At 73.4% G+C, this 24,653-nt stretch carries 26 protein-coding genes; 14 read left to right on the top strand and 12 right to left on the bottom strand.

The features are described from left to right. Positions 1 to 188 precede the first annotated feature (188 nt). From ACZ3IJ_RS24845 to ACZ3IJ_RS24820, 6 genes are all read left to right on the top strand, one after another. Complete coding sequence (locus ACZ3IJ_RS24845) at positions 189 to 593, top strand: hypothetical protein (protein ID WP_467471591.1); 405 nt, start codon at positions 189 to 191, stop codon at positions 591 to 593. A 283-nt stretch (positions 594 to 876) separates the two neighbouring features. Next, complete coding sequence (locus tag ACZ3IJ_RS24840; protein ID WP_467471589.1) at positions 877 to 3,063, top strand: phage holin family protein; 2,187 nt, start codon at positions 877 to 879, stop codon at positions 3,061 to 3,063. A 236-nt stretch (positions 3,064 to 3,299) separates the two neighbouring features. Further along, entirely contained in the window at positions 3,300 to 4,619 is a 1,320-nt protein-coding gene (locus ACZ3IJ_RS24835; protein WP_467471900.1) for an amino acid permease, read from the top strand. An 86-nt stretch (positions 4,620 to 4,705) separates the two neighbouring features. Beyond that, complete coding sequence (locus tag ACZ3IJ_RS24830; RefSeq protein WP_467471587.1) at positions 4,706 to 5,062, top strand: hypothetical protein; 357 nt, start codon at positions 4,706 to 4,708, stop codon at positions 5,060 to 5,062. A 52-nt stretch (positions 5,063 to 5,114) separates the two neighbouring features. Continuing rightward, positions 5,115 to 5,261 (top strand): hypothetical protein, encoded by a 147-nt coding sequence (locus tag ACZ3IJ_RS24825; protein ID WP_391796810.1) that lies wholly within the window; start codon positions 5,115 to 5,117, stop codon positions 5,259 to 5,261. 56 nt (positions 5,262 to 5,317) lie between these two features. Next, complete coding sequence (locus tag ACZ3IJ_RS24820; protein ID WP_467471585.1) at positions 5,318 to 7,132, top strand: alpha/beta hydrolase; 1,815 nt, start codon at positions 5,318 to 5,320, stop codon at positions 7,130 to 7,132. A 12-nt stretch (positions 7,133 to 7,144) separates the two neighbouring features. On the opposite strand, the gene ACZ3IJ_RS24815 is transcribed toward ACZ3IJ_RS24820, so the two are convergent. Continuing rightward, entirely contained in the window at positions 7,145 to 8,350 is a 1,206-nt protein-coding gene (locus tag ACZ3IJ_RS24815; RefSeq protein ID WP_467471584.1) for a low temperature requirement protein A, read from the bottom strand. 126 nt (positions 8,351 to 8,476) lie between these two features. Further along, complete coding sequence (locus ACZ3IJ_RS24810) at positions 8,477 to 9,151, bottom strand: beta-glucanase (protein WP_467471583.1); 675 nt, start codon at positions 9,149 to 9,151, stop codon at positions 8,477 to 8,479. 257 nt (positions 9,152 to 9,408) lie between these two features. Between ACZ3IJ_RS24810 and ACZ3IJ_RS24805 the strand changes: the two genes are divergently transcribed. After that, positions 9,409 to 9,804 carry a cyclic nucleotide-binding domain-containing protein gene (locus tag ACZ3IJ_RS24805; RefSeq protein ID WP_467471899.1) on the top strand — a complete coding sequence of 132 codons (396 nt, stop codon included), beginning with the start codon at positions 9,409 to 9,411 and terminating at the stop codon, positions 9,802 to 9,804. Between the two features lie 160 nt (positions 9,805 to 9,964). Next, positions 9,965 to 10,381: a hypothetical protein gene (locus ACZ3IJ_RS24800; protein ID WP_467471581.1), complete on the top strand. Its 417-nt coding sequence runs from the start codon at positions 9,965 to 9,967 to the stop codon at positions 10,379 to 10,381. On the opposite strand, the gene ACZ3IJ_RS24795 is transcribed toward ACZ3IJ_RS24800, so the two are convergent. Then, a complete protein-coding gene (locus ACZ3IJ_RS24795; RefSeq protein WP_467471579.1) occupies positions 10,371 to 11,180 on the bottom strand; it encodes an MmyB family transcriptional regulator in 810 nt (269 codons plus the stop codon). The two genes, ACZ3IJ_RS24800 and ACZ3IJ_RS24795, sit on opposite strands and share 11 nt — an antisense overlap. Before the next feature lie 91 nt (positions 11,181 to 11,271). Here ACZ3IJ_RS24795 and ACZ3IJ_RS24790 point away from each other — a divergent pair, with 91 nt between their 5' ends. Next, positions 11,272 to 11,577 (top strand): 4a-hydroxytetrahydrobiopterin dehydratase, encoded by a 306-nt coding sequence (locus tag ACZ3IJ_RS24790; RefSeq protein ID WP_467471577.1) that lies wholly within the window; start codon positions 11,272 to 11,274, stop codon positions 11,575 to 11,577. Between the two features lie 36 nt (positions 11,578 to 11,613). Then, on the top strand, positions 11,614 to 12,357 hold the full coding sequence (locus ACZ3IJ_RS24785) for a class I SAM-dependent methyltransferase (protein ID WP_467471897.1): 744 nt from the start codon (positions 11,614 to 11,616) through the stop codon (positions 12,355 to 12,357). Here ACZ3IJ_RS24785 and ACZ3IJ_RS24780 read toward each other — a convergent pair. After that, positions 12,344 to 12,811 carry a hypothetical protein gene (locus ACZ3IJ_RS24780; RefSeq protein ID WP_467471576.1) on the bottom strand — a complete coding sequence of 156 codons (468 nt, stop codon included), beginning with the start codon at positions 12,809 to 12,811 and terminating at the stop codon, positions 12,344 to 12,346. The genes ACZ3IJ_RS24785 and ACZ3IJ_RS24780 overlap by 14 nt on opposite strands. Further along, positions 12,808 to 13,287 (bottom strand): hypothetical protein, encoded by a 480-nt coding sequence (locus tag ACZ3IJ_RS24775; protein ID WP_467471574.1) that lies wholly within the window; start codon positions 13,285 to 13,287, stop codon positions 12,808 to 12,810. Before ACZ3IJ_RS24775 ends, ACZ3IJ_RS24780 begins: the two co-directional genes overlap by 4 nt. A 39-nt stretch (positions 13,288 to 13,326) precedes the next feature. On the opposite strand from ACZ3IJ_RS24775, the gene ACZ3IJ_RS24770 reads away from it, so the two are divergent. Beyond that, on the top strand, positions 13,327 to 14,520 hold the full coding sequence (locus tag ACZ3IJ_RS24770; protein WP_467471573.1) for a helix-turn-helix transcriptional regulator: 1,194 nt from the start codon (positions 13,327 to 13,329) through the stop codon (positions 14,518 to 14,520). Here the strand turns inward: ACZ3IJ_RS24770 and ACZ3IJ_RS24765 are convergent. Further along, the gene (locus ACZ3IJ_RS24765) at positions 14,474 to 15,310 is read right to left on the bottom strand and encodes an NmrA family NAD(P)-binding protein (protein ID WP_467471571.1); all 837 of its coding nucleotides are present in this window, start codon (positions 15,308 to 15,310) and stop codon (positions 14,474 to 14,476) included. The genes ACZ3IJ_RS24770 and ACZ3IJ_RS24765 overlap by 47 nt on opposite strands. A 99-nt stretch (positions 15,311 to 15,409) precedes the next feature. Here ACZ3IJ_RS24765 and ACZ3IJ_RS24760 point away from each other — a divergent pair, with 99 nt between their 5' ends. Both ACZ3IJ_RS24760 and ACZ3IJ_RS24755 read left to right on the top strand, forming a co-directional pair. Next, positions 15,410 to 16,342, top strand: coding sequence for an AraC family transcriptional regulator (locus tag ACZ3IJ_RS24760; RefSeq protein ID WP_467471570.1), 933 nt, complete (start codon positions 15,410 to 15,412; stop codon positions 16,340 to 16,342). Positions 16,343 to 16,403: 61 nt separating this feature from the next. After that, the gene (locus ACZ3IJ_RS24755; protein WP_467471568.1) at positions 16,404 to 17,267 is read left to right on the top strand and encodes a class I SAM-dependent methyltransferase; all 864 of its coding nucleotides are present in this window, start codon (positions 16,404 to 16,406) and stop codon (positions 17,265 to 17,267) included. 15 nt (positions 17,268 to 17,282) lie between these two features. Here ACZ3IJ_RS24755 and ACZ3IJ_RS24750 read toward each other — a convergent pair whose 3' ends face one another. Both ACZ3IJ_RS24750 and ACZ3IJ_RS24745 read right to left on the bottom strand, forming a co-directional pair. After that, complete coding sequence (locus ACZ3IJ_RS24750; protein ID WP_467471567.1) at positions 17,283 to 17,747, bottom strand: RICIN domain-containing protein; 465 nt, start codon at positions 17,745 to 17,747, stop codon at positions 17,283 to 17,285. Next, positions 17,744 to 18,775, bottom strand: a complete 1,032-nt coding sequence (locus tag ACZ3IJ_RS24745) for a GlxA family transcriptional regulator (RefSeq protein WP_467471565.1) — start codon at positions 18,773 to 18,775, stop codon at positions 17,744 to 17,746. Before ACZ3IJ_RS24745 ends, ACZ3IJ_RS24750 begins: the two co-directional genes overlap by 4 nt. A 105-nt stretch (positions 18,776 to 18,880) precedes the next feature. Between ACZ3IJ_RS24745 and ACZ3IJ_RS24740 the strand changes: the two genes are divergently transcribed. Continuing rightward, entirely contained in the window at positions 18,881 to 19,837 is a 957-nt protein-coding gene (locus ACZ3IJ_RS24740; RefSeq protein ID WP_467471563.1) for an NADP-dependent oxidoreductase, read from the top strand. Between the two features lie 78 nt (positions 19,838 to 19,915). On the opposite strand, the gene ACZ3IJ_RS24735 is transcribed toward ACZ3IJ_RS24740, so the two are convergent. From ACZ3IJ_RS24735 to ACZ3IJ_RS24720, 4 genes are all read right to left on the bottom strand, one after another. Beyond that, positions 19,916 to 20,755: an aldo/keto reductase gene (locus ACZ3IJ_RS24735; RefSeq protein ID WP_467471896.1), complete on the bottom strand. Its 840-nt coding sequence runs from the start codon at positions 20,753 to 20,755 to the stop codon at positions 19,916 to 19,918. A 105-nt stretch (positions 20,756 to 20,860) separates the two neighbouring features. Beyond that, positions 20,861 to 21,613 carry an ABC transporter ATP-binding protein gene (locus tag ACZ3IJ_RS24730; protein ID WP_467471562.1) on the bottom strand — a complete coding sequence of 251 codons (753 nt, stop codon included), beginning with the start codon at positions 21,611 to 21,613 and terminating at the stop codon, positions 20,861 to 20,863. After that, the gene (locus tag ACZ3IJ_RS24725) at positions 21,610 to 24,351 is read right to left on the bottom strand and encodes an ABC transporter permease subunit (RefSeq protein ID WP_467471560.1); all 2,742 of its coding nucleotides are present in this window, start codon (positions 24,349 to 24,351) and stop codon (positions 21,610 to 21,612) included. Before ACZ3IJ_RS24725 ends, ACZ3IJ_RS24730 begins: the two co-directional genes overlap by 4 nt. A 13-nt stretch (positions 24,352 to 24,364) precedes the next feature. Beyond that, the gene (locus ACZ3IJ_RS24720; RefSeq protein ID WP_467471558.1) at positions 24,365 to 24,619 is read right to left on the bottom strand and encodes a hypothetical protein; all 255 of its coding nucleotides are present in this window, start codon (positions 24,617 to 24,619) and stop codon (positions 24,365 to 24,367) included. Between the last annotated feature and the right edge of the window lie 34 nt (positions 24,620 to 24,653).

Below are 24,653 nucleotides of genomic sequence, written 5' to 3'. Positions count from 1 at the left end.
AGTCGCGGTGAGCACGATGGGGACGACCTGCAATTCGGCGCAGTGTCCGCGCTGCGGAGGCGTCCTCGCCGTCACCCAGGACGGCTGGAGGATCTGCCACACCTGCGGCTACTCCTCACCGCCCTGAGGTCCGGCCGGACCCCCGGAGGGCCCTCCTCGGGTCCCCGCGATCGGAGTAGGGTCGGGCCATGGACGACGTTCGGGTGGCGGCGATCGCCAGCCTCACCCCGCTCGAGGAACTCGACAGCGACCCCTTCCTGGTCGACACCCGAAGCCAGCACGCCATGTGCGCCCGCTGGGCCCTGGACAAGGGCTACGTGGTGGCGAGACAGCTGCTCTTCTACGGGATCCGGCCCGACCACGCCGCGCTCTGGGCGGACGTGGACGACGGCCATGTCGACCTCTTCGTCGCGCCCAACGAACGCGTCCTGTCCCGGGCGTTGACCGACGTGCCGGGGTTCGCGGCGGAGTGCGGGCGCCGTGGCGTACGGCTGGAGACCGCGGGTCTCGACGAGCCGTCGTACGACGCCGCGGCCAAGGCCGACGTGCACCGCCGCCTCTCCATGCCCACCGCCGGTTACGACGGCTGCTAGGGCGTGTTGCGAAAGTCCCGCCTGCCCCGCGACGCCTGGCACGCACGCTCGCTGCGTTGTCGGGATCGTCCGAGCACACCCGGTACGAGGACGACCCTCCGCCTTGCGATCGCACGCACCAGACGCCGCGGGGCCCGCCCTTCGGGCGGACGGCGCTACTTTCGCAACACGCCCTAGCGGGCGCCCCCGCCCCGCCCTGGCTGCGCCCTGCACCCGCCCTGGCTGCGCCCCCCGGGTGATGTGCCACGCTTGAGGCAGGTGACGGGTGAAGGGTGAACCACGCGTGGGTGACGGGCGATGGCGTACCGCCGGACGCTGGCGGACCGCGGGGAGCGCCCTGGTGCGGGTGATCGTGGTCTGGGCGGTCTCCACCCTGACCATGCTGGCCCTCGCCGGACTGCTGCCCGACTTCGAACTCCAGTCGCCCGACGGCGACAGCATCACCCGTACCGCCCTCACCGCCGTGTGGGCCGCCGGCGCCTTCGGTCTCCTCGGCGCGCTGGTGTGGCCCGTCGTCGTCCGCGCCCTGCTGCTCGTACCGGCCCTGGTCCTCGGCCTGTTGGTCTTCTTCCTCAACGGCTCGCTGCTGCTGATCGCGCTCTGGCTGATCCCCGACGGGCGCGGCGCCGCCGACCCCGAGACCGCCGTCGTGGTCGCCGCCGTCATGTCGGCCGTCGCCTCGGCGACCTCCACCGCGCTCGCCGTGCGCGACGACGACGCCTACCGCCGCCGCCTCCACCGACTCGCCGACCGCACGCGCCGCCGGGCCGTCACCAGGGGCCCCGAGCCCGTCCCCGGCACGCTCTTCCTGCAACTCGACGGCGTCGGCCACCGGGTGCTCCACGACGCCGTCGCCGACGGTCTGATGCCGACCGTCGCCGGCTGGCTCGACACCACCCATCGGCTCACCCCCTGGCGCACCGACTGGTCCAGCCAGACGGGCGCCAGCCAGCTCGGCATCCTGCACGGCTCCAACGAGGACGTGCCCGCCTTCCGCTGGTACGAGAAGGACACCGGCCGGCTGATGGTCTCCAACCGGCCCGCGAGCGCCGTCGAGCTCCAGCGACGGGCCATAGCCCGCACCGGGGACGGCGGGCTGCTCACCGTCGACGGCGCCTCGCGCGGCAACCTGTTCAGCGGCGGCGCCGACCAGCTCGCGCTGGTCCTGTCGATGGCCGCCCGCCGAGGCCGCCGCAACCGCTCCCGGGCCGGCTACTTCGCGTACTTCTCCGACCCGGCCAACGCCGTCCGCACGGCCGGCTCCTTCGTCGCGGAGGCCGTCCGCGAGGTGTCCCAGTCGACGCGGGCACGGCTGCGCAAGGAGACCCCGAGGGTGTCGCGCGGGGGCGCCTACCCGTTCATCCGGGCCTTCGCCACCGTCGTGGAACGGGACGTGGTCGTGGCAGCGGTGATCGGGGACCTGCTGGCCGGGCGGACCGCCGTCTACGCCGACCTGGTCGCCTACGACGAGGTGGCGCACCACTCGGGCCCGCACGGCCACGACACCGACCGGGTCCTCGCCCGCCTCGACCGCTCGATCGCGCTGATCGCCAAGGTCGCGGAGCACGCGCCCCGCCCGTACCGGATCGTGCTCCTCTCCGACCACGGCCAGAGCCCCGGCGCGACTTTCGAGGGGGTGTACGGGCTGTCCCTGCGGGAGCTCGTACGAGCCGGGTGCGGGCTGCCCGTGCCGCGCCGCGTCCGGCGCGCCCGCTGGGGGCACCCCCAGACGGAGGCCGGGGGCGGCTCCGAGGCCCGGGTCGCGGCCCGTGACGCGCTGCGCAGCGCCCTGCACCGGCCGGTCGGCGAGGACGAGGACGGGGAAGGGGTGGGCGAGCGGGTGGGCCGGCACGAGCGGGACGAGGCCGAGCCGATCGTGCTCGCCTCGGGAAACCTGGGGCTGATCTCGTTTCCCGGAGTGCCGCACCGGCTGACCCGCGAGGAGATCGACCGCCGCCACCCCGGGCTGCTGCGTACTCTCGCCGACCATCCCGGCGTCGGCTTCCTGCTCGTCGCGAGCGCCGAGCACGGTTCGGTCGTCCTGGGGCGCGACGGCGCGGAGGTGCCGGTCGCCGAACTCACCGACGACGGGCCGCTCGCGGTCTTCGGGCCCGGCGCGGCGGACGCGGTCCGGCGCACCGACCGCTTCCCGCACGTCGCCGACATCATGGTCAACTCGATGTACGACCCCGCCACGGGCACGGTCCACGCCTTCGAGGAGCAGATCGGCTCTCACGGCGGCCTCGGGGGCGAGCAGGGACGTCCCTTCCTGCTCTGGCCCGTGGACCTCTCCGCGCCGGTGCGGGACGGGGGCGAGCTGGTGGGCGCGGAGCAGCTGCACCAGGTGCTGAGGCGGTGGCTGCGGGAGTGCGCGGGTCCTCAGGTGCCGCTGGAGATTTCCCCGCCCGGCAGCGGTGCGGAAGCGTTTCTTCCGGTTGACGGGCCGGTCGTACGGGAGAAAAAGAGCTGATTTGGTGGCGCGTCTCACGTGTCGGACCATGTCCGGGTTTGCACGACGAGAGGCGCACCACCCCCATGAGCACGGCCCTGTCCGACCGGTCCACAGTCGATTCCCCGGACACCTCCGACACCTCGGACTCCTCCGACTCCTCGGAAACCCCGGTCACCTCCGAGACGTCCGGCGGCCACGGGGAACGGCACAAACACGCCCGGCGGTTCGGACTCCCGATCGCCACCGCCCTGGTCATGGGCAACATCATCGGCGGCGGAATCTTCCTGCTGCCCGCCTCCGTCGCCCCGTACGGCACGATCAGCCTGGTCGCCTTCGGCGTCCTCACCCTCGGCGCCCTCGCCCTCGCCCTCGTCTTCGGCCGGCTCGCCCACCGCCACCCGCAGACCGGCGGACCCTACGTCTACGCCCGTGCGGCCTTCGGCGACTTCGCCGGCTTCCTCGCCGCCTGGTCGTACTGGATCACCGCCTGGGTCTCCAACGCGGCCCTCGCCGTGGCCGCCGTCGGCTATCTCGACGTGCTGATCCCCGTCCACGAGTCGACGGCCGCCACCATCGCCGCCGCGCTCACGCTCCAGTGGCTGCCGGCGCTCGCCAACCTCGCGGGCACCCGCTACGTCGGCGCCGTCCAGCTGGTGGCGACCGTCCTCAAGTTCGTCCCGCTCCTCCTGGTCGCCGTCGGCGGGCTGTTCTTCTTCGACAGCGCCAACCTCGGGCCCTTCCAGGCCGGGGACGGCGGCGCGCTCGGCGCGGTCTCAGCCTCCGCGGCGATCCTGCTCTTCAGCTACCTCGGCGTGGAGTCCGCGGCCGTCAGCGCCGGCGAGGTCCGCGACCCGCGACGCAACGTCGGCCGGGCCACCGTCCTCGGCACCCTGGGCGCGGCCGCGATCTACCTCCTCGGCACGGTCGCCGTCTTCGGCACGGTCGCCCACGACCGGCTGGTCGACTCCTCCGCACCGTTCTCGGACGCCGTGAACGCCATGTTCGGCGGCTCGTGGGGCGGCACGGCCATCGCCTGCATGGCCCTCGTCTCCATGCTGGGCGCGCTCAACGGCTGGACGCTGCTCAGCGCCCAGACCCCGTACGCGGCGGCATGCGACGGGCTCTTCCCGAGCGTCTTCGCGCGCAAGCGGCGCGGCGTCCCGACGATCGGCGTGATCGTGACCGTCGTCCTCGCCTCGCTCCTGACGGTCTACAACTACACGGTCGGCACCGAGGGCGTCTTCGAGATCCTGGTCCTCGTCACCACCTTCACCGCCACCGTCCCGTACCTCCTCTCCACCGCCGCCCAGATCTACTTCCTCCTCTCCGGCCGCTCCGAGCGCGTCGACCGCGGCCGACTGGTCCGTGACGGGGTCCTGGCCGCGGCCGCCTTCGGGTTCTCCATGTGGCTGGTGGCGGGCTCGGGTCACGCGGCGGTCTACCAGGGCGTGCTGTTCCTCTTCGCCGGGGTCCTCGTGTACGCGTGGATGTCGGCGCGCAAGGCGCGGCGTGAGGCGTGCGACGGAGCACCCGACGGAGCAGCTGAGCAGCGGACGGCGCGTCCGAGCGCGTGAATCCGTGCCGGCCCGCGTAGGCCGCCCGGGCGGAACCACCGCTCCCACCGGCACGTCGGGCCCGCCACGGGGCAGTACGCAAGTCCATGAGCCCCGCGCCAGAGCCCCGCACCGAAACCGCCGCCCCGGCGGGCGTGGCCCGGCGCGCCGTGCTCGTCCTGACGCTGGTGCTCGCCGCCCTGTTCGGCGTGGGCGCGGGTGCCGTCTGCCCGGCCGGCGCGGAGGCCAGGCCCGCTTCCGCGAGCCAGGCGCCCGACCTGGGCGGGGAGACGCACGAGGCCGCCGAGGCCGAGGCCACGGCGCCCGGACGGCACCGCCGGCGCCACGGCGACATCCGCGTCCGCGTCGCGCGCCCGGCCCCGGCCGGGATCCGGGCCGTCACCCCCGTACCCGTACCCCGCCCGCGTGGCGAGGCCTGCAGGTGCGTGGTGATGCGCTGCTGAGAGGCCCCACCTCTCCCAGCACCTCACCCCCCCCACCGCAAGGAGCTTCACCATGCCCGTCGACCCCTTCGTCGTGCTGCGCGCCCTGCTGCGCGCCGAGGCCGCCCGCGACGCACGCGTCGCGCCCGGAGAGCCGGAACGCGCGGCGGTCCGAGAACCCGAACCCGCCCCCGCCCGCGACGAGCGACCCGCCGGCTAGGAGGGAGCCGGCGGACCGCATTGCGGAAACGCTGCCCGGTGAGCGAGGCTGAGCCGATGACCTCGACCGACCGGCACACGCCTCCCGATCGGTCCGCCGGCCCGGCCCGCCGCCGCGCCCCACTCCCTCCGAAGACCATCGAGGCGCTCGGCACCCGGCTCGTCTCCGCCGCCCGACGCCCGTACTGGGACCGACCCGACCCCGCGTACCTGATCCGCCGCTGGCCCGACCTCACCGCCCTCGGCGTCGCCACGCTCTTCTTCTGGGCCTCCCTCACCCCCTCGCTCGTCCCGCGTCCCTGGTACCTCCAGGGCGTCGTCGGCGGCATCACCGCGGCCATCGGCTACGCACTGGGTTCCTGTGCCGCCTGGCTGTTCCGGGCGCTCGTGCGCCGACGCCCCGGCGAGCGGACACGGGCCAGGTGCTGGCAGGCGTACTGGGTGATCGCCGTGGTCCTCTCGGTCCGGCTCATCTCCGAGAGCGCCCGGATGCAGCGTCAGCTCCGGGTCCTGCAAGGCCTGCCGCCCGCGCTCACCTGGCACACCCCGATGATCGTGCTCATGACGCTCGCGCTGCTGCTCGCGCTGCTCCTCGTGGCCCGCACCGTCCGGCTCGGCTCCGCCAAACTGATTTGCCGGCTCGGCCGGCACCTGCCCAGGCCCGTCGCCTTCGCCGTCGGGGCGGTCCTCTCCACCCTCGCCGTCCTCGTCGGCGTCCGGGACGTGGTCTTCGACCGGGGAGTCGTGGACATCGCCGACCGGATCGCCGAGGCGACCAACGGCGGTACGAAGGACAACATCCACCGCCCGGTCTCCCGGTACGTCTCCGGCGGCCCGGGCTCCCTCATCCCCTGGCAGGACCTCGGCTACCAGGGCCGCAACTTCACCGGCTCCGTCCCCACCCGCGCCCGCATCACCGCGGTGAGCGGACGACGCGCCGCCGCCGACCCCGTACGCGTCTACATACCCTCGGCGCTGCCGGCCGCCTTCGAGGACGAACGCCCCTTCGCCGCACAGGCCCGGCTCGCCGTCCGCGAACTGGAGCGCACCGGCGCCTTCGGCCGCCGGGTGCTCGCCGTCGCCGGCACCACCGGCACGGGCTGGGTCAACCCCAACGTGGCCGAGCCGCTGGAGTTCATGTACGGCGGAGACACCGCGATCGTCGCCGTCCAGTACTCGTACCTGCCCAGCTGGGTCTCCTTCCTCGTCGACAAGGAGAAGGCCGGCCAGGCCACCCGCGCGCTCGTCCGGGCCGTACGCGCCCGCGTCGACGCGCTCCCCGCCGAGCGACGGCCCAAGCTCCTGGTCACCGGCGAGAGCCTCGGGGCGTACGCCATCGAGGCGTCCTTCGACGGCCCCGACGACCTCCTTGCCCGAACCGACGGGGCCCTGCTGCTCGGCACCCCGAACTTCTCCCCGATCTCGGAGGAGATCCGCCGCGACCGCGACCCCGGCAGTCCGGTGTGGCGCCCCCAGTACGAGGGCGGTGCGCGGGTGCGCTTCGCGCAGTTCCCGGCCGCCGACCTCGGCCGGCCCCCGGCCCGCTGGCAGTGGCCCCGCGCGGTCTATCTGCAGAACGCCTCGGACCCGGTCGTCTGGTGGTCGCCGGACCTCCTCCTGGACCGCCCCCAGTGGCTCGCGGACCCGCTCGGCCCGGACATCACCCCCGAGATCGACTGGTTCCCGTTCGTCGCCTTCTGGCAGACCTCCGTCGACATGGCCGTCTCGTACGGCGTGCAGGCACCGCACGGCCACCGCTACGGAGCCGGGGCCGTGGACGGCTGGGCGGCGGTGGCCCCGCCGGAGGGCTGGACGGCCGCCGACACGGCCAGGCTGCGCGCCTACATCCAGCACCGGGACGCCGCGTACTGACGCGAAGAGGCCTCAGGCTTCGCCGTGGACGCCCTGCGCCCGGGCGCCCCTGCCGTGCAGGAGGACGAGCGCCGTCAGACCGGCGGCGAGCAGTACCAGCGCCACCATGGCCGGGACCAGACCGACGAGCGCGCCCGACGCCAGCGCGCACACCCCGCCCACGGCGAGGACCGTCGGCCGGCGGCCCGAGGTGCGCAGCACGATCGCGGCGCCGCCGAGCAGGAAGACGCCGACACCTCCCGTCAGCGACCAGGCCACGACGCCGTGCAGCGGCTCGGCCAGGCCGTAGTGGCCGGTGTCGGCGACCTGTTGCAGGACCTTCTTCATCCCGAGCGCGCAGAGCACCACACCCGCGACCAGCGGAAGGTGCAGGAAGGTGTACACGTCCCGGGCGAACCGGGTCCGCTCGTCTCCGTCGAGCCCGGCCAGCCGGTGCTCCGCCCCCTCCGCGAGCCGCCGGAAGTACAGCGCCCAGAGCGCGGCCGAGAGCAACAGCCCCGCCGCCGAGGCGCCCAGGACGGCGACCGTGATCGGGAGGCCGGACACCCCGACGCCCATCGCCACGATCGACTCGCCGAGCGCGATGATGACGATCAGCCCGTGCCGCTCGGAGAAGTGCCCGGGGGAGTTGACCCGCCAGCCCGAGGCTCCCGTGACGTAGATCCCGCCGTAGTCGATGACCACCGCGCCCAGCCAGAGCAGGAGCTGGACCTTCCCGGAGTACGCGGAGCCGATCAGCAGCAGCACCATCGGCGGAGCCACGGACAGCAGCGCCGTGCGGCGCAGCGTGGCCCGAAGGGCGGCGTCACCGGGGCTGGAGATCCAGTACGAGACCAGATGGAGCGTGCGCACGGCTCCGTAGCAGAGCACGAAGAGGAGCGGAGCCGAGAGCCCGCCGGGAGCGTCCGCGAACACCTCGGGCACCACGAGCGACACGATGAAGACGACGGCCATCACGACCACGAGCACCGCGAACAGCGCACCGGAGTCGGCCCGGACGACATTGCCCAGCCACGCGAAGCAGCACCAGCACCACCACAGCAGCGCGAGCACGATCATCGCGCCGAGCACGCGGATCACCGACGGATCGGCCGCCATCAGGGCGGTGACCTGAGTGATCGCGTACACGAACACCAGGTCGAAGAAGAGCTCGGCCGGTGTCACCCGGTGTTCGTCCCCGGCCGCCACCATCCCCGCCCGGTCCCTGCGCCACGCCATGTGCGTCTCCCGCCGTCCCGTTGGCGGCCCCCGCCACCACGGCGCGAACATTACCCATGCTCCGCAACGGAGTTGCCGCCGGACGGCTCCGGGTGCCGGCGCGGTGTTCCCGCGGCGGGGCCCCGCTCACCTGCCGGGCCGGTACACCTTGAGGTCACGTACCTCGAACGACATCTCGTCGGTGTCCGCGTCCGGTGCCGGATGGTAACGGCCCGCGCAGACCGACAGATTGACGATCAGACAGGCGTGCCAGGAGTGGCCGACCCCGCGACGGTCGTCGAACACCCGCACGTCGTCCAGCCACCACACCACGGACCGCGCTCCGAACTGCGTCCGCAGCGTGACCCAGCCGCCGGGGCGCACGGCGGGGGAGCGGTGGTAGCGGTGGGCGCCGCGCACACGGTTCGACAGTTCGAGCAGGTCGGGGTTGTCCGGGTGGTACTCGAAGACGTCGATCTCCTGTCCGCCGTCGCGCCAGGTCCAGATCGCCGGCCAGGCCCCGGTCTCCTCGGGCAGCCGGACCCGCGCCTCCAGCACGTCCCCCGCGCGCACCTCGAACCCCTCGGGGCTGCCCTCCGTGGTCAGCAGTCCGCTGTCCCACAGCCCGTCGGGGCGGCGGGTCGCGCGGAAGACTCCGGAACGGCTGTAGGCGGGGTCCTCCACCAGGTGGTCGAGTTTGTTGTCGCCCGGGTTGACCGGCCCGCCGTCGGGATAGGCCCACGAACGGCCGGCGACCCACTGCTCCGGAGAGCTGAAGTCCGCGATGAAGACCGGCTCGGAGGCCGGAGGCGAGGATGACATGGGAGGCTCCCCGGGGTAGGACGGTCGTGCCACAGGCGTTCTGCCCTCACCGGCCGCCGCCATGCGGAGTTCATCACTCCGTGTCGAGAACTCGTCACGAAGAGCAGTCGGGGGTTCGACCCTGCCCCGCCCCTGAGGTGACGGCGGCCGCCTCGGGGCATAGTGGAACCACACCCCCGGTGAGGAGGTCCGCCGTGGCCCCGCCAGCATCCCCCCGAAACCTTTCCGTCGCTCTGGGCGACCACCGCGAGCGCCTCATGTCCGGCGCCCGCCCGGTGGACTTCCCCGAGGGCACCCGACTCTTCGAGGAAGGGGGCATCGCCGACCAGTTCTGGATCATCCGCACGGGTACGGTCACCCTCGACGTCCAGGTGTCCGGCCGTTCCGCCGCCGTCGTCGAGAGCGTGCGCGCGGGCGAACTGGTCGGCTGGTCCTGGTTGTTCCACCCCTACCGCTGGCACTTCGGCGGAGAGGCCATGACCCGGGTGCGCGCCTTCGAGTTCGACGCCCCCTCCGTGCGGCGGGAGATGGCCGAGGACCCCGCGTTCGGCTACGCCCTGGAGCACGCCGTGGGCCAGATGCTGGCACACCGCCTGGTCTCCGCCCGAACCCGCCTGCTGGACCTCTACGCCCCGCACAGAAGCCGCCTGTGAGCACGGGCCCACGCGGTTCCGAACCCTCATTACCTCGCACGTAATCGACCCGCGGCAGGACCGGCGGCATCGTGGTGTCCACCGGGGCTCGGCCGGCGCACTCCGGCCGGGCTCCGGCACCACCATCAGCGGTTACGTCCCCCAAGGAGGGTGATCCGCCATGTCCCAGGCCCTGCTCGCCGGCCTCTCCCGCACCACTCGGCCCCTGTCCACGCTGCGCCGGTTCCTCGCCCTCGACGCCCTCGTCACGGGGGCCAACGGGCTCGCCTATCTCGGCGCCTCCGGGCCGCTCGGCGAGCTGTTCGGCGTCGAGCCCGGGCTGCTCCTCGCCCTCGGCGCGCTGCTCACCGCGTACGCCGCCGCCGTGGCCTGGGTCGGCGGCCGGGCCCGCCCGCCCGTCCTCGGCGTCAGGCTCGTCGTCGACGTCAACGTCCTCTGGACCGTGCTGAGCGTCGTCGCGCTCGTCGCCTGGCTCGAGCCGACCACGGCGGGGACCGTGTGGACCATGGCACAGGCCCTCACCGTCGCCGGCTTCGCCGTCCTCCAGTGGTCGGCGCTGCGCGCCGCTACCCCGTGAGCGACCGCAGGTAGTCGATCGTCGCCGGGTCGGCCGGGAGCAGCGTCTCGATGGCCAGCTCGGCGACGGTCACGTCCGTCGGGGTGTTGAAGGTGGAGATCGAGGAGACGAAGGACAGCACCCGCCCGTCGTGCTCGATCCGCATCGGGAGCGCGAAGTACGGATACGGCTCCGGGTCCTCCCGGTCCTCGGGGTCCGAGGCGCCCTCCGGCAGCGGGTACGCCGCCACCTCCTCGTACAGCGTCCGCAGCGCGGGCGAGCGGGAGAGGGCGATCTGACGCTCCATCTGGGCCAGCAGATGACCCCGCCACTCCCGGAGGTTCCGGATCCGCGGTGCCAGCCCCTCGGGGTGGAGCGTGATCCGCATCGCGTTCAGCGGCGGTGTCAGCAGGTGCTCCGCCACGCCGGAGAGCAGCACGCCGATGCCCTCGTTGGCCGCCACCACCGTGTACGAACCGTCCACCACGAGCGCCGGATACGGGTCGTACCCGCGCAGCAGCTGCTCGATGCCCGCCCGCAAGGTCTCCAGCTGCGGGTCGTCGAGCGTCGACTCGGTGTACTTCGGTGCGTACCCCGCCGCGAGCAGCAGCGCGTTCCGCTCCCGCACGGGCACCTCCAGGTGCTCGGCGAGGCGGAGGATCATCTCCTCGCTCGGCCGGGCCCTGCCGGTCTCGATGAAGGAGATGTGCCGGGCCGAGGAATCGGCCAGCAGCGCCAGCGCCAACTGGCTCAACCGCCGCTGCTCGCGCCAGCCGCGCAGCAGCGGCCCTACTCCCGTGTCGGTCGCGACTGTTGTCATGGCCCGACGCTATCCCAGGTGTCGGCCGGGGTATCGAACCCCCGGGACCGTATCGTCACCGTGAGCAACCCCGACCGGAGGGAGTACGGACATGCCCACAGAGCCGCTGTCGCAGAAGGAGATCGAGGACCGCCTGCGAGAGCTCCCCGGCTGGTCCCTGACGGACGACCGGATCAGCCGCACGTACAGCCTCGGCGACCACTTCGCGGCCACCGCGATGGTGGTCCACGTGGCGCAGATCCAGCAGGAGCTCGACCACCACTCCGATCTGACCCTCGGATACAACACGGTCGCGGTCTCCGTGAACACGCACTCCGCCGGACCCGGCATCACGGACAAGGACTTCGAACTGGCCGCCCGGGTCGACGCCGTCGCCCCCGGCCACGGCGCGAGCTGACCTCCGCGGACTAGGCTCTCCCCCATGGGGGAGACCTTGCTGGACTACGACGCCGAGGCGGACCGTTACGACGAGACGCGCGGCGGAGTCCCGCGGGCGCGGGCCGCCGCCGAGGCGGTACTGCGACTGGTGCCGCCCGGCGCCCGCACCCTGCTCGACCTCGCCTGCGGCACCGGGCTCGTCACCGAGCGGCTCACCCGTCCGGACCTGCGCGTCTACGGCGCCGACGCCGCATCCGGCATGGCGCGCAGGGCCGTTCGGCGCGTCCCGGGCGGGATCGTCCTCGCCGACGCCCGGCGACTCCCGCTCCCGGACGCCTCCGTGGACGCGGTCAGCGCCGTCTGGCTGCTGCACCTGGTCCCCTTCACGGCCGCGATCGTCGCCGAGGCGGCCCGCGTGCTGCGCCCCGGCGGCGTCCTGATCGTCACGGTCGACAAGGACGCCGCCCACGACGTCGGCAGCGACATCGACGCCGTCCTCGCGCCCCACCGGTCCTACGAGGCGAGCACCGACCGGGCCGATCTGGTCGCGGCCCACGCGGCCGCGCACGGCCTCGAACCGGCCGGCGCCACCCGTTTCACCGGCCACGGCCAGGGCAACACCCCGCGCGCCACCGTCGAGAAGCTGCGCCGCGGCTACTTCGCCTCGTGGTTCGACGGCTCCCCCGAGACGGCGGCCGCGCTCGCCGCCGAACTCGGCGCACTGCCGGACCAGGACCGCCCCCGTGACGACCCCGACTACCGGCTCGTGTCCTACCGGCGGCCCGTCAGGCGCGACTGAACTCCATCACCCAGTTCGTCACCCACTCCCCGCCGCCGACCGCGAACGCCTGCTCCCAGCGTGCCGTGTCGGCCGAGATGCCCGACCAGCGGAAGCGCACCCGCACGTCCGTGCCGGCATAGGTGTCCACCCCGTGGAACTCCCCGGTGCCGTCCTCGGACCACCGCCCCCTGACCGGCGGTTCGAGGCGGCCCGTACGGCTGTTGGACCAGTTCAGGGTCCACTCGCCCGTCTCGGGTTCGTACAGCCGCAGCGTCAGCCCGCTGAACCCCTTCGACGGGAAGACGATCTCGTCGACATGGGCGCGGCCGCCCCAGTGGAGACGGCCCGAGGTGTGCCCGTCGAACTCCTCCCAGCCGCTCGCGGGATCGAGGAAGTCGCCGAGGCGGCGGTTGCGGACGTTCCAGCTGCCGTCGAGGAAGTCGAATCCGCCGACGTGGTCCACGCCGCTCACGCGCGGTCTCCCGTCGAGCCGGCGGGCAGGGAGTCGAGCACGTAGCCGTCGAGGTCGGGCGTGTCCGGCGCCAGCATGTGCCGTACCCAGGCGTCCCGTTCGTGCAGGATCGGCGGGAGCTCCCAGACACAGCCGATCCAGGGCTTCGACGTCTTCACGAAGTGGGTGGGGTCGGTGTCCGGGCAGCCGAGGACCGGCTGCCCGGCGGCCGCGCCGCCGAAGTGGAGCACGTTGTCCCACACCCAGCTGTACGCGTTCAGGTAGGCGCCGGTGTCGCCGCCCCGGTGGAGGACGACGAAGGTCGCGGGCGGTGTCCCGTCCGCCTCGGGGAGCAGGTCGGGCAGCAGGGCGTAGGCCGCCTTCTCCACCTCGGGTTCGATCCCGGCCGGGTCCAGGGTGACGTGGTAGCGCTTGATGCGACGGCCGCCCACGTCGAGGGGCGGCGGAACGAAGAGCAACTTCTCTGCGAAAGCCATGGCTGGACTGTAGGAGGGCTTCACTGACACCTTGTGTCAGTGAAGTCCAGCCGTCTGATCTCCGTCCTTCTGCTGCTCCAGACCCGGGGCCGGATGACCGCCGCCCAGCTCGCCGAGGAGCTGGAGGTGTCCGTACGGACCGTCTACCGCGACGTGGAGGCGCTGCACGCGGCCGGAGTCCCGCTCTACGGCGACGCGGGCCACTCCGGCGGCTACCAGCTGCTCGCCGGCCACCGCTCACGGCTGACCGACCTGTACACGGGCGAGGCCGAGGCGCTCTTCCTCGCCGGGATCCCCGGGGCCGCCGCCGAACTCGGCCTCGGCGCGCACTTCGTCGACGCCCAGCTCAAACTGCGCGCGTCCCTGCCCGCGCCGCTGCGCGACCATGTCGACCGGCTGCGGGCCCGCTTCCACATCGACGCCCCGGGGTGGTACGCGGAGGACACCGACGCGCCCTTCCTGCCCCAGGTCGCCGAGGCCGTACGGGCCGGCCGGGTGATCGCCGTCCGCTACCGGCGCTGGAAGGAGCCCACCGACGTCGACCGACGCCTCGCACCGTACGGACTCGTCCTCAAGGCCGGCCGCTGGTATCTGGTCGCGGGCCCCGGACCGCGCACGTACCGGGTGGACCAGATCCTCGCCATCGACGTCACCGACGAGGAGTCCGAGATTCCGGAGGGCTTCGACCTGGCCGCCCACTGGCGGGCGTCCCAGGCCGGGTTCCACGCCCGGCTGCACGTCGGCGACGCGCTCGTCCGCCTCTCCCCGGACGGGGTGAAGCGCCTCACGGGCGCGGCGGCCCGCGCCGTCGCCGCGAACGGATCCGCCGAGCCGGACGGCTGGACGCGCGCCGCGCTCCCGATCGAGTCCCTCGCCCACGCCCACGACACCTTCCTGGGGCTCGGCACGGACATCGAGGTCCTGGAGCCCGCCGAACTCCGTGCCCGCGTCGCCGAGACCGTCGCCCGCCTCGCCGCCCGCTACGGAACCGCCGCCCCACCGACGGCGAGCACTTCGCCGGCCGTCCCCACGCCCCCGCCGGCCGTCCCCACGTCCCCGCCTGGCGTCTCCATGCCCCCGCCGGCCGTCTCCACGCCCCCGCTCGCCGTCACGCCTCCGCCCGCCGTCACGCCTCCGCCGGCCGTCCCCACGTCCCCGCCGGGCGTCTCCATGCCCCCGCCCGCCGTCACGCCTCCGCCGGGCGTCCCCACGCCTCCGCCGCGAAGGCCGTGAAGTCGCGCGGCTCGCGGCCGAGGACCCGCTTCACACCGTCCGTGACCGACGCGTTGTGGCCGTCGAGCAGCATCGCGAACAGCGCTGCGAGCCACTGCGCGTCCTCGGCGGGCAGCCCGAACGTGCCCAGCAGCGCGGCGTATTCGCCCTCTCCCATCGGGATGTACACGACCTCACGGCCGCACACCCGGGAGACCTCCGCCGCCACCTCCGCGAAGGTCAGCGTCCGGGGACCGGTCACCTCGTGGACCAGGCCCGCGTGACCGTCCCGCGTCAGCGTCTCGACGATGACCTCCGCCAGGTCGTCGGCGTCGATGAACGGCTCCGCCGTGTCGCCCGCGGGGAACGCGATCACGCCCTCCGCGACGCCCTCCGCCATCGCGCCCTCGGTGAAGTTCTGCGCGAAGAACGCGGCTCGTACGACGGTCAGTTCGGCTCCCGAGGCGCGCAGCGCCTCCTCGGCGCGGACCGCGTCGGGCTCGCCGCGCCCGGAGAGCAGCGTCAGCCGCCGCACGCCGTTCGCCACGGCCAGTTCGCCGAAGGTCCTCATGGCCTCGACCGCGCCGGGCGCGGCGAGGTCCGGGTAGTAGTTCACGTACGCGGAGTCCGCGCCCCGCAGCGCCCCGGCCCAGGTGGTCACGTCCTCCCAGTCGAACCGGGTCGTACCGGAGCGGGAGCCCGCCCGGACGCTCGCGCCGCGGGCCGCGAGCAGCTCCGCCACCCTCCGGCCCGTCTTGCCCGTCGCGCTCGTCACCAGAATCGTCCGTGTGTCGTTCGTGTGCGTCGTCATGGCTCAAGACTCGTGGGATCCGGGCGCGATTCCCATGTCCCACAGGCTCACTCCCATACGCCTCCGTCCACGACCGCCCTCCGTCTACCCTTGCGCTCCATGGACGCTCTCGCCGGACTCCTCGACGGACCGCGGGCCAAAGGGGCCTTCCTGCTGCGGATGATCATGGAGCCGCCGTGGTCCGTCCGGATCGAGGACCGGGCGCCGCTCTGTCTGATGTGCGTCACCGAGGGAGAGGCCTGGATCGTCCCGGACCGGGGCGAGCCCGTCCTGCTGCGGCCCGGCGACGTCGCCGTCGCCCGCGGCCCGGAGCCGTACACCGTCGCCGACGCCCCCGACGCCCCGCCGCGCGCGACCATCGGCCCCGGCGGTGTCTGCACGACCCTGAGCGGCGAGCCGCTCGCGGAGTCGATGCACCTGGGCGTACGGACCTGGGGGAACGCCCTCGACGGCTCCACCACCGTGCTCGTCGGCACCTACCAGATGGACGGCGAGGTCAGTCGCCGCCTCCTCGACGCGCTGCCGCCGCTGCTCCATCTCCCCGCGGACGCCTGGAACTGTCCCCTGATGCCGTTCCTCGACGAGGAGATCGCCCGCGACGATCCCGGACAGAGCGTCGTCCTCGACCGTGTCCTCGACCTGCTCCTGATCGCCGTCGTCCGGACCTGGTTCTCCCGGCCCGGCGGGCAGGCCCCGGCCTGGTACCGCGCGATGGCCGACCCCGTCGTCGGCCGCGCCCTGCGCCTGCTCCAGGACGACCCGGCCCACCCCTGGACCGTCGCCTCGCTCGCCACCAGGACCGGCGCGTCGCGCGCCGGCCTCGCCCGCCGTTTCGCCGAGCTCGTCGGCGAGCCGCCCATGGCGTACCTGACCGGCTGGCGGCTCGCACGCGCCGCCGACCTGCTGCGCCAGACGGACGCCACGGTCGAGTCCGTCGCCCGCCAGGTCGGCTACAGCACGGCCTTCGCCCTGAGCGCGGCGTTCAAGCGGGTACGGGGCGTCAGCCCGCAGGAGTACCGCCGACGGGAGTGAATCCTTTGCCGGAACGGCAAGAATTCTCGCGTTCCCCGGGTGTCGGCCGCACGCTGACACCATGACTCACGACCACCAGCACACCCACCTCGACTGGGCCGCGATGGCGCCGCTCCTGGAACGCCAGGCCGAACTCCACAGCCCCCTCTACACCCGGGCCGCCACCTGGCTCGGCGAGCTCGTCCCGTCCGTCGCCGTCCGCCGCGTCCTCGACGTCGGCAGTGGTCCCGGGGTCGTCACCACCCTGCTCGCCGAGGCGTTCCCGGCCGCCGAGGTCGTCGCCGTGGACGCGTCCCCGGAGCTCCTGGAGCGGGCGCGCGACCGCGCCGAGGCCGGCGGCCTGGCCGGCCGGGTCACCACGCTCCGCGCCGAACTGCCGGAGGACTTCGACTCCCTGGGCGAAGCCGACCTGATCTGGGCCGGCAACTCCACACACCACATCGGCGACCAGCGGGCCGCTCTCGCCTCCTTCGCCGGAGTGCTGCGGCCCGGCGGCCTGATCGCCCTCGTCGAGGGCGGGCTATACGCCCGCCATCTGCCCGCGAACATCGGCTTCGGCCGCCCCGGCCTGGAGACAAGGATCGAGGCGGCGCACGCCGACTGGTTCGCCGAGATGCGGACCGATCTGCCCGGCAGCAAGGACGAGCCGGACGACTGGCGCGAGCTCCTCGCCTCCGCCGGACTCACACCCAGCGGCACCCGTTCGTTCCTCACCGACGTCCCCGCGCCCGTACCGCCCTTCGTGCGCGAACAGGTCGTCGCCCACTTCACGCGTCTGCGGCACCCGCTCGCGGAGCGGATCGATGCCGAGGACGTCGCGACTCTCGACCGGCTGCTCGACCCGGCGGAGCCGCTCTCCCTGCACCGCCGAGCGGACCTCTTCCACCTCTCCGCCTCGACGCTCCACACCGCCCGCAAGGGCTGAGCGGCCCGCCGACGGTCAGGACACCGGCTCCAGCTGCCACCACTGGGAGGGGGAGTCGGTGTCCTCCCACTGCCGTACGTTGCCCCCGTCGTCCATCGAGCCGTCCTCCACCTCCAGCAGCAGCCCGCTGATGAAGCTCACCAGCGCGACCGTGCCAGGCGCCTGGAGGTCCTGTTCGATGATCCACTCCTGCGCGCCGAAGTTGTTCGCCTTCCACTGCTGGATGTTGGCGCCGTTCTCCGTCGAGGCGTTCGCCACGTCGAGCCGCTTGCCGCTGGCCGCGCTCACCAGGTGGTAGAGGCCGCCGCCGTTCGGTACGGGCACGATGTGCCAGTGCTGTCCGGGCGTACCGTTCTCCTTGCCCTGCTGGACGTTGGCGCCGCTGCGGTTCGATCCCTCGAACACCTCCAGCAGCAGCCCGCTGGCCACGTTCCGTACCCGGTAGAGCCCCTCGTCGACCGGCGCGGGCGAACCGCTCACTGTGCGAACTCCTTTTCCCTGGTGGTGAGATGGAAGGCGCGCCGGTAGGCGGCCGGGGAGATCCCGACCAGGGCGCGCATGTGCTGACGCAGCGAGTTCCCGCTGCCGAAGCCCGTGCGGTCCGCGATGTGATCGATCGTCAGGTCGCTGGTCTCCAGCAACTGCTTCGCCAGTTCGACCCGTTGGGCGGTGAGCCACTGGCCGGGCGTCGTCCCGGCCTCGTCGCGGAAGCGGCGCGTGAAGGTCCGTACGCTCATCCGGGCGTGCTCCGCCAGCTCGGTCAGCGTCAGCGGCCGGTCGAGCCGTTCGAGCGCCCAGGCGCGGGTCGGTGCCGTGGTGGCGGTGGTCGGCTCGGGGACCGGGCGCTCGATGTACTGCGCCTGGCCGCCGTCCCGCCACGGCGGGACGACGCAGCGCCGCGCGACCGCGTTGGCAGTGGCGCTGCCGTGGTCCTTCCGCACCAGGTGCAGGCAGAGGTCCACCCCGGCCGCCGCACCCGCCGACGTCAGGACATCCCCGTCGTCGACGAAGAGCACGTCCTCGTCGAGCAGGACATCGGGGAAGAGCGAGCGGAAGTGGGCGGCCTCCCACCAGTGCGTGGTGGCCCGGCGGCCGTCGAGCAGTCCGGCCGCCGCCAGGGCGTACGCGCCGGTGCAGATCGACACCACCCGGGTGCCCGGACGGATCAGCCCCAGCGCCTCCCGCGTCATGTCGGCCAGGCGGCCCTCGTCGGCGAGCGTCCGCAGCTCGTACGTGGGCGGAACGACGACGGTGTCGGCCGCGGCCAGCTCCTCGGGCCCGCGCTCGGCCACGATCGAGAAGCCGTCGGAGGTGCGGACCGGGGCGCCGTCGAGCGTGCACACGCGGACGTCGTAGAGGGCCGTGCCGTCCTTGGCGTACGCGGCGCCGAGAATCCGGGAGGGGATGCCCAGCTCGAACGGGATCACCCCGTCGAGAGCGAGCACGGCGACCCGGTGGGGCGGCGACTCGCGCGGGGTGCTCTCTGCTGCCGGCACGCATGTGGTCATGGCCAGATTCTGTCACATCATGGCTATCTGGCCAGTACCGGTGGGTGGGAATCTCGCCGAATCTGGGAGTCGACCAGGAAACACCGGCACCAGGAGCCCCTCCCCATGAACGACACCGCCACCGCAGCCCCCACCACCATGCGCGCCATCACCGCCACCGAGTGGGGCGGACCCGAGGTCCTGACCGAGGACCGGATCGCCCGGCCCGAGCCGGGCCCGACCGAGATCCTCGTCCGGGTCCACGCGGCGGGCCTCAACCCCATCGACTGGAAGTCCCGCGCCACCGGCGGCTTCGGCATGTGGGCCGAGACCCCGGTCCTCGGCTACGACGTCTCCGGCGTCGTCGAGGCGGTCGGCCTCGGCGTGACGCTGTACGAGCCCGGCGACGAGGTCTTCGGCATGCCCCGCTTCCCGGAGCAGGCGGGCGGTTACGCCGAGTACGTCACCGCTCCGGCCCGTCACTTCGCCCGCAAGCCCGCCGGCCTCACCCACGTCGAGGCGGCCGCGCTGCCCCTCGCCGGGCTCACCGCCTGGCAGGGGCTCGTCGAGACCGCCGCGCTGCGCGAAGGACAGCGGGTCCTGATCCACGCGGCGGCCGGCGGTGTCGGCCACCTCGCCGTGCAGATCGCCAAGGCCCGCGGCGCGTACGTCATCGGCACGGCGAGCGCCGCCAAGCACGACTTCCTGCGCGGTCTCGGCGTCGACGAGCCGATCGACTACACCACGACCGACTTCGCCGAGGCCGTACGCGACGTGGACGTGGTCCTCGACGCCATCGGCGGCGACTACGGCACGCGCTCGCTGCCCGTGCTGCGCGACGGCGGCACGCTGGTGACGCTGCCGTCGCCCGACGCCGTACCGACGGCCCCCGGGCGCGGCATCCGCACCGGGTTCACCCTCGTCGAGCCGGACTACGCCGGGCTGCTCGCCCTCGCCGAGCTGGTCGAGTCGGGACGGCTGCGGCCCGAGGTCGACACCGTCCTGCCGCTGGCCGAGGCGGCCAAGGCGCACGAGCTGGGCGAGTCGGGCCGGACGCGCGGCAAGATCGTCCTGACCGTCTGAGCCGGTACGCGCGCGGGGGCGCCGGAATCCGGCGCCCCCGCGGCCCATGCTCGATCGGTCGATCGGCCGATCGGTCGATCAGGCGCCGGCGTTGAACTCGCCCGGGTGCGGACCCAGGCGCCGGTCCTCGTCGAGGACGGCGATCGCCGCCATGTCCTCGTCGTCCAGCTCGAAGCCGAAGACGTCGATGTTCTCCCGGATACGGGACGGGGTCACCGACTTCGGGATCACCACGTTCCCCGTCTGCAGGTGCCAGCGCAGCACGACCTGGGCCGGCGTACGGCCGTGCTTCTGCGCGACGGCGACGATCGCCGGCACCTCCAGGAGACCCCGGCCCTGCCCCAGCGGCGACCAGGCCTCGGTCGCGATGCCGTGGCGGGCGTGCGCCTCGCGCGAGGCCGCCTGCTGCAGATGGGGGTGGAGCTCGATCTGGTTGACCGCGGGGACGACGGAGGTCTCGCCGATCAGCCGCTCCAGGTGCTCCGGAAGGAAGTTGGAGACGCCGATCGCCTTCGCCCGGCCGTCGGCGTAGATCTTCTCGAACGCCCGGAACGTGTCGACGTAGGCGTCCTTCGCCGGTACGGGCCAGTGGATCAGGTACAGGTCGACGTAGTCCAGGCCAAGCTTGTCGAGCGAGGCGTCGAAGGCCTTCAGCGTCGTGTCGTGGCCCTGCTCGCTGTTCCACAGCTTGGTGGTGACGAACAGCTCCTCGCGGGGGATGCCGGACTCGGCGATCGCCCGGCCGGTGCCCGTCTCGTTCTCGTAGATCGCGGCCGTGTCGACGGAGCGGTAGCCGGCCTCCAGGGCCGTCGCCACCGCCCGGGTCGCCTCGTCGTCCGGCACCTGCCAGACGCCGAAGCCGAGCTGCGGCATCTCCACGCCGTTGTTCAGGGTGAGGGAGGGGACCCTGCTGTCCATGCTCACGTGCGGTCGATCCTTACGTCGTCGGGTGGTACTCCCCACGTCAACGAGCGGAGGCGCCGTCGCATTCCGCCGCTCCGGGGGCCGTGTCGGTCTCCTCGATCACGTGTCCATGACCGTGCCCGGTGCGGAGCCGAGGTACGCCTCCCGCACCGCGGCGTCCGCCCGGACCTCTGCCGCGCTCCCCTCGGCGAGGACCCGGCCGAGGTCCAGGACCACGACACGCGAGCACAGCTCCATCACGAAGGCCACGTCGTGCTCGACGAGCAGCACCGCGCAGTTCTCCTCGCCGGCCGCGTGGCGCACGACGGCGGCGAGCTGACGGCGCTCCTCGGCGGTCGTGCCGGACGCGGGTTCGTCCAGCAGGAGGACCCGGGGCGGGTCGGCGAGCGCCCGGGCGAGTTCGACCATGCGGGCCTGCCCCACGGGGAGCGCACCCGCGTACGAGCCGGCGAGCGCGTCCAGCCCGCACTCGTGGAGCACGGCGGCGGCCCGCTCCCGGTGGCCGCGCGCACCCCGGCGCGGCCCGCCCCGCCAGTCCTGGGCCACGACCAGGTTGTCCGCCACCGTCAACTGCCCGAAGAGCTGCTGGCGTTGGAAGGTGCGGCGGATGCCGTGGCGGGCCCGCCAGACGGGGGATCGCCGGGTGATGTCCGTGTCGGCGTACTCGATCGAGCCGGCGTCCGGCCGTCTGATCCCCGACAGGACGTCGAAGAGGGTCGTCTTGCCCGCGCCGTTGGGGCCGATGAGACCGCAGATCTCACCGGGGCGTACGGCGATGGTCACGTCGCGCAGGGCGTGGACGCCGCCGAAGCGCACGTCGATCCCCTCCGCGCGGAGCAGCGCACGGGTCATCGGCGGACTCCCGTCCCCAGGTAGGCCTCGGCGAGCCGGTCCGGATCCACCTCGGAGCGAGGCCCGGACCAGGCGATCCCGCCCTGCGAGAGGTACGCGACGGTGTCGGCGATGCCGAGCACCTCGGCCGCCTTCTCCTCGACCAGGACCAGCGCGGTGCCGTGCGCGCGGAGCTCGGTGAGGAGCCGGAAGACCTCGTCCACGACCCGGGGGGCGAGACCGAGGGAGGGCTCGTCGGCGACGAGGACCTCCGGCGGGTGCTGGAGCAGCGGCGCGAGCGCGAGGAGCTGCTGTTCCCCGCCCGAGAGCGACCCGGCGTGGACCGTGCGGCGGGCGGCGAGCACGGGGAAACGGGCGTAGACCGCCTCCCGGTCCCCGGAGGCCGGCAGCTGCAGGGCCAGGTTCTCCTCGATCGAGAGCCCGGCGAAGATCCCCCGGCCCTCGGGCGCGAGCCGCACCCCGCGCCGCGCCCGGTCGACCGCGCCGTCCCGGGTGCCGTCCGCTCCCCGTACCCGTACCAGACCGTCGGCCGGGCGGAGCAGGCCCGCGGCCACCCGGCACACGGTGGACTTCCCGGCACCGTTCGGGCCGAGCAGGACGAGAACCTCGCCGCCGCGCACCGCGAGATCCACGCCGTGCAGCACGGACGCGCCGCCGTATCCGGCCCGTACACCGCGCAGTTCGAGGGCGTACGGCTCCGAAGGGGGGCCAGCCGTGGGGGCGACGCCGGCGCCGTCCGGAGCGAGCCCGGTCGCGTCCCTCGTACCCGTACCCGTACCCGCGGCCGTACCCGTATGCGCGGCCGTACCCGTACCCGTCGCGGCCGCGCGGGCGCTCGTCCGCGCCGCTCGTCTGGACGGCAGCGCCGCGCAGTACCCGTCCGGGTCGTTCGCGAGGGCGAGGCCCGCCAGACCGAAGAGGATCACCGGCAGATGCGCGGACTCCGTCACGTACGTCGCCAGAAGATGCGGGACCACCGCGAAGACCAGCCCCGCCACCACGGCGAACTGCGGCCTGCGGACCCCCGCCGCGACGACGACGGCCAGCCACACCAGCCCCGTCATCGCCGTGAAGTCGGTCGCCGTGATCCGCGTGCTGTACGAGGCGTACAGCACGCCCCCGAAGCCCGCGAGCCCCGCCGACACCGTGAAGAGCAGGAGCTTCGTCCGCACCACCGAGACGCCCGACGCCGCGGCGGCCTCCGGCGCCGAACGGACCGCGAGGATCGCCCGGCCCCACCGGGAGCCGCGCAGCCAGGTCAGCCCCGCCACGACCGCGCCGCAGAGCACCACGAGCGCGAGCCCCAGCGCCCGGTCGTCGGCCAGGTCCACGGGACCCACGACCGGCCGCGGGATCTCCCACCCGGTGTCGCCGTTGCGCAGCCACCCCAGCTGGAAGAGCACCTGGTCCGCGAGGAAGGCGAGGGCCAGGGTGGCGAGGGCCAGCGACCGCCCGCCGAGCCGCAGCGCGGGCAGCGCGACCACCGCACCCAGGAGCGCCGCCGCCGCCGTGCCGGCCGCCGCGGCGGCCACGAACGGCCAGCCGTGGCTCATCAGCAGTCCCGCGACGAGGGCGGCCCCGGTCACGAACGTCGCCTGGGCGAGCGACACCATCGCTCCGAGGCCGGTCACCACGGTGAAGGACATGAACACCAGCCCTATCGCCAGCCCCTGGGCCAGGATCCCGCTCCAGAACGGTGTGGTGACGGTGTAGAAGGCCGTACCGAGCAGCACGGCCGACACGATCCAGGCCCCCCAGCGGCGCCGCCGGCCCTTCCCGGCCAGGTAGTCGACCGGCGGCGGGTCCGCCGCGGCCGTGCCCGCCGCGCGCCGCCGCTGTGCGAGGACGACGAGGCCGGCGAAGAGGATGAGGAACGGTACGGCGGTACGGAAACCGGTGATGTCCTCGGCGAAGGAGGAGTACCCGGCGACGAGGTTCTGCAGCACCCCGAGCCCGAGCCCGCCCGCGAACGCCAGCGGCACCGAGGCGAAGCGCCCGAGGACCGCCGCCGTCGCGGAGACGAAGAGGAACAGGGTGTAGTCATGGGCGGAGAGCCCGAGGAGCGGGGTCGCGAGGACGCCGGCCAGGCCCGCGAGACCGGACGAGAGCATCCACGCGATCGAGGACAGCCGGTCCGCGCTGACGCCCCGCAGCTCGGTCAGCGAGCGGTTGTCGACGGCCGCCCGCAGCAGCAGCCCGAGCCGGGTGTGCCGCATCAGCACCCACAGTCCGGCCGCCGCGAGCGCCGTCGCGACCCAGGTGATGAGCTGGTCGGAGTCGATGCCGACGCCGTCGAGCGGCTGCCAGGACACCGCGGGGCTCGGGCCGACACCGGGCAGCCCGAACTGGTTCTCCGCCGGCAGGACCGGTGCGCCGGCCCGCTCCAGCAGCTCGACCACCCACAGCCCGGCCGCCGGCAGCGCCACCAGCAGGCCGATCGTGGCCACGATCTGTGCCGTCTCCCCTACCTCGGCGAGTCTGCGGAACATCAGCCGGTCGAGGCCCCAGCCGAGCGCGGGCGCGACCACGAACACCAGCAGCAGGGCGGTGGGCACGGCGGGCCAGCCGAAGCCGGAGTGCAGCTCGTAGAAGGCCAGTGCGCAGAGGTAGGCGGTGGCGCCGTGCGCGAAGTTGAAGAGCCCGGAGGCGGAGTACGACAGGACGAGCCCCGTCGCGAGCAGCGCGTACAGCGCGCCCGAGACCAGCCCGCTCAGGACGAAGCCCAGCAGGTCACCCACGCGAACGCGCCTCTCAGCCGAAGGGGATCGGCGGATAGCACCTGAAGGGCACCGCCACCTCGTACCGCCCGTTCTTCAGCCGGACCAGCGCTCCGCAGCCGAAGCTCTCCTTCTGCCCCTTGGGCTCGGCCCGGTCGCCCACGAGCGTCCCGGTGTCGGAGAAGCCGTTCGCGGCCCGCTGGAAGGACTCCACGGTGAGGTCCTCGCCCGCCTTCTCGGCGATGGAGAGGAAGAGGTCGGCGCTCATGTATCCGGTCATCATGTGCATGTTGAGGGAATCTGTAGTTCCGACCCCTTGTCGG

It is taken from the genome of Streptomyces sp. NPDC013317 (assembly GCF_055563155.1).
The sequence above is the reverse complement of the archived record's forward strand: the minus strand, read 5'-3'. Positions and strand labels throughout refer to the sequence as shown.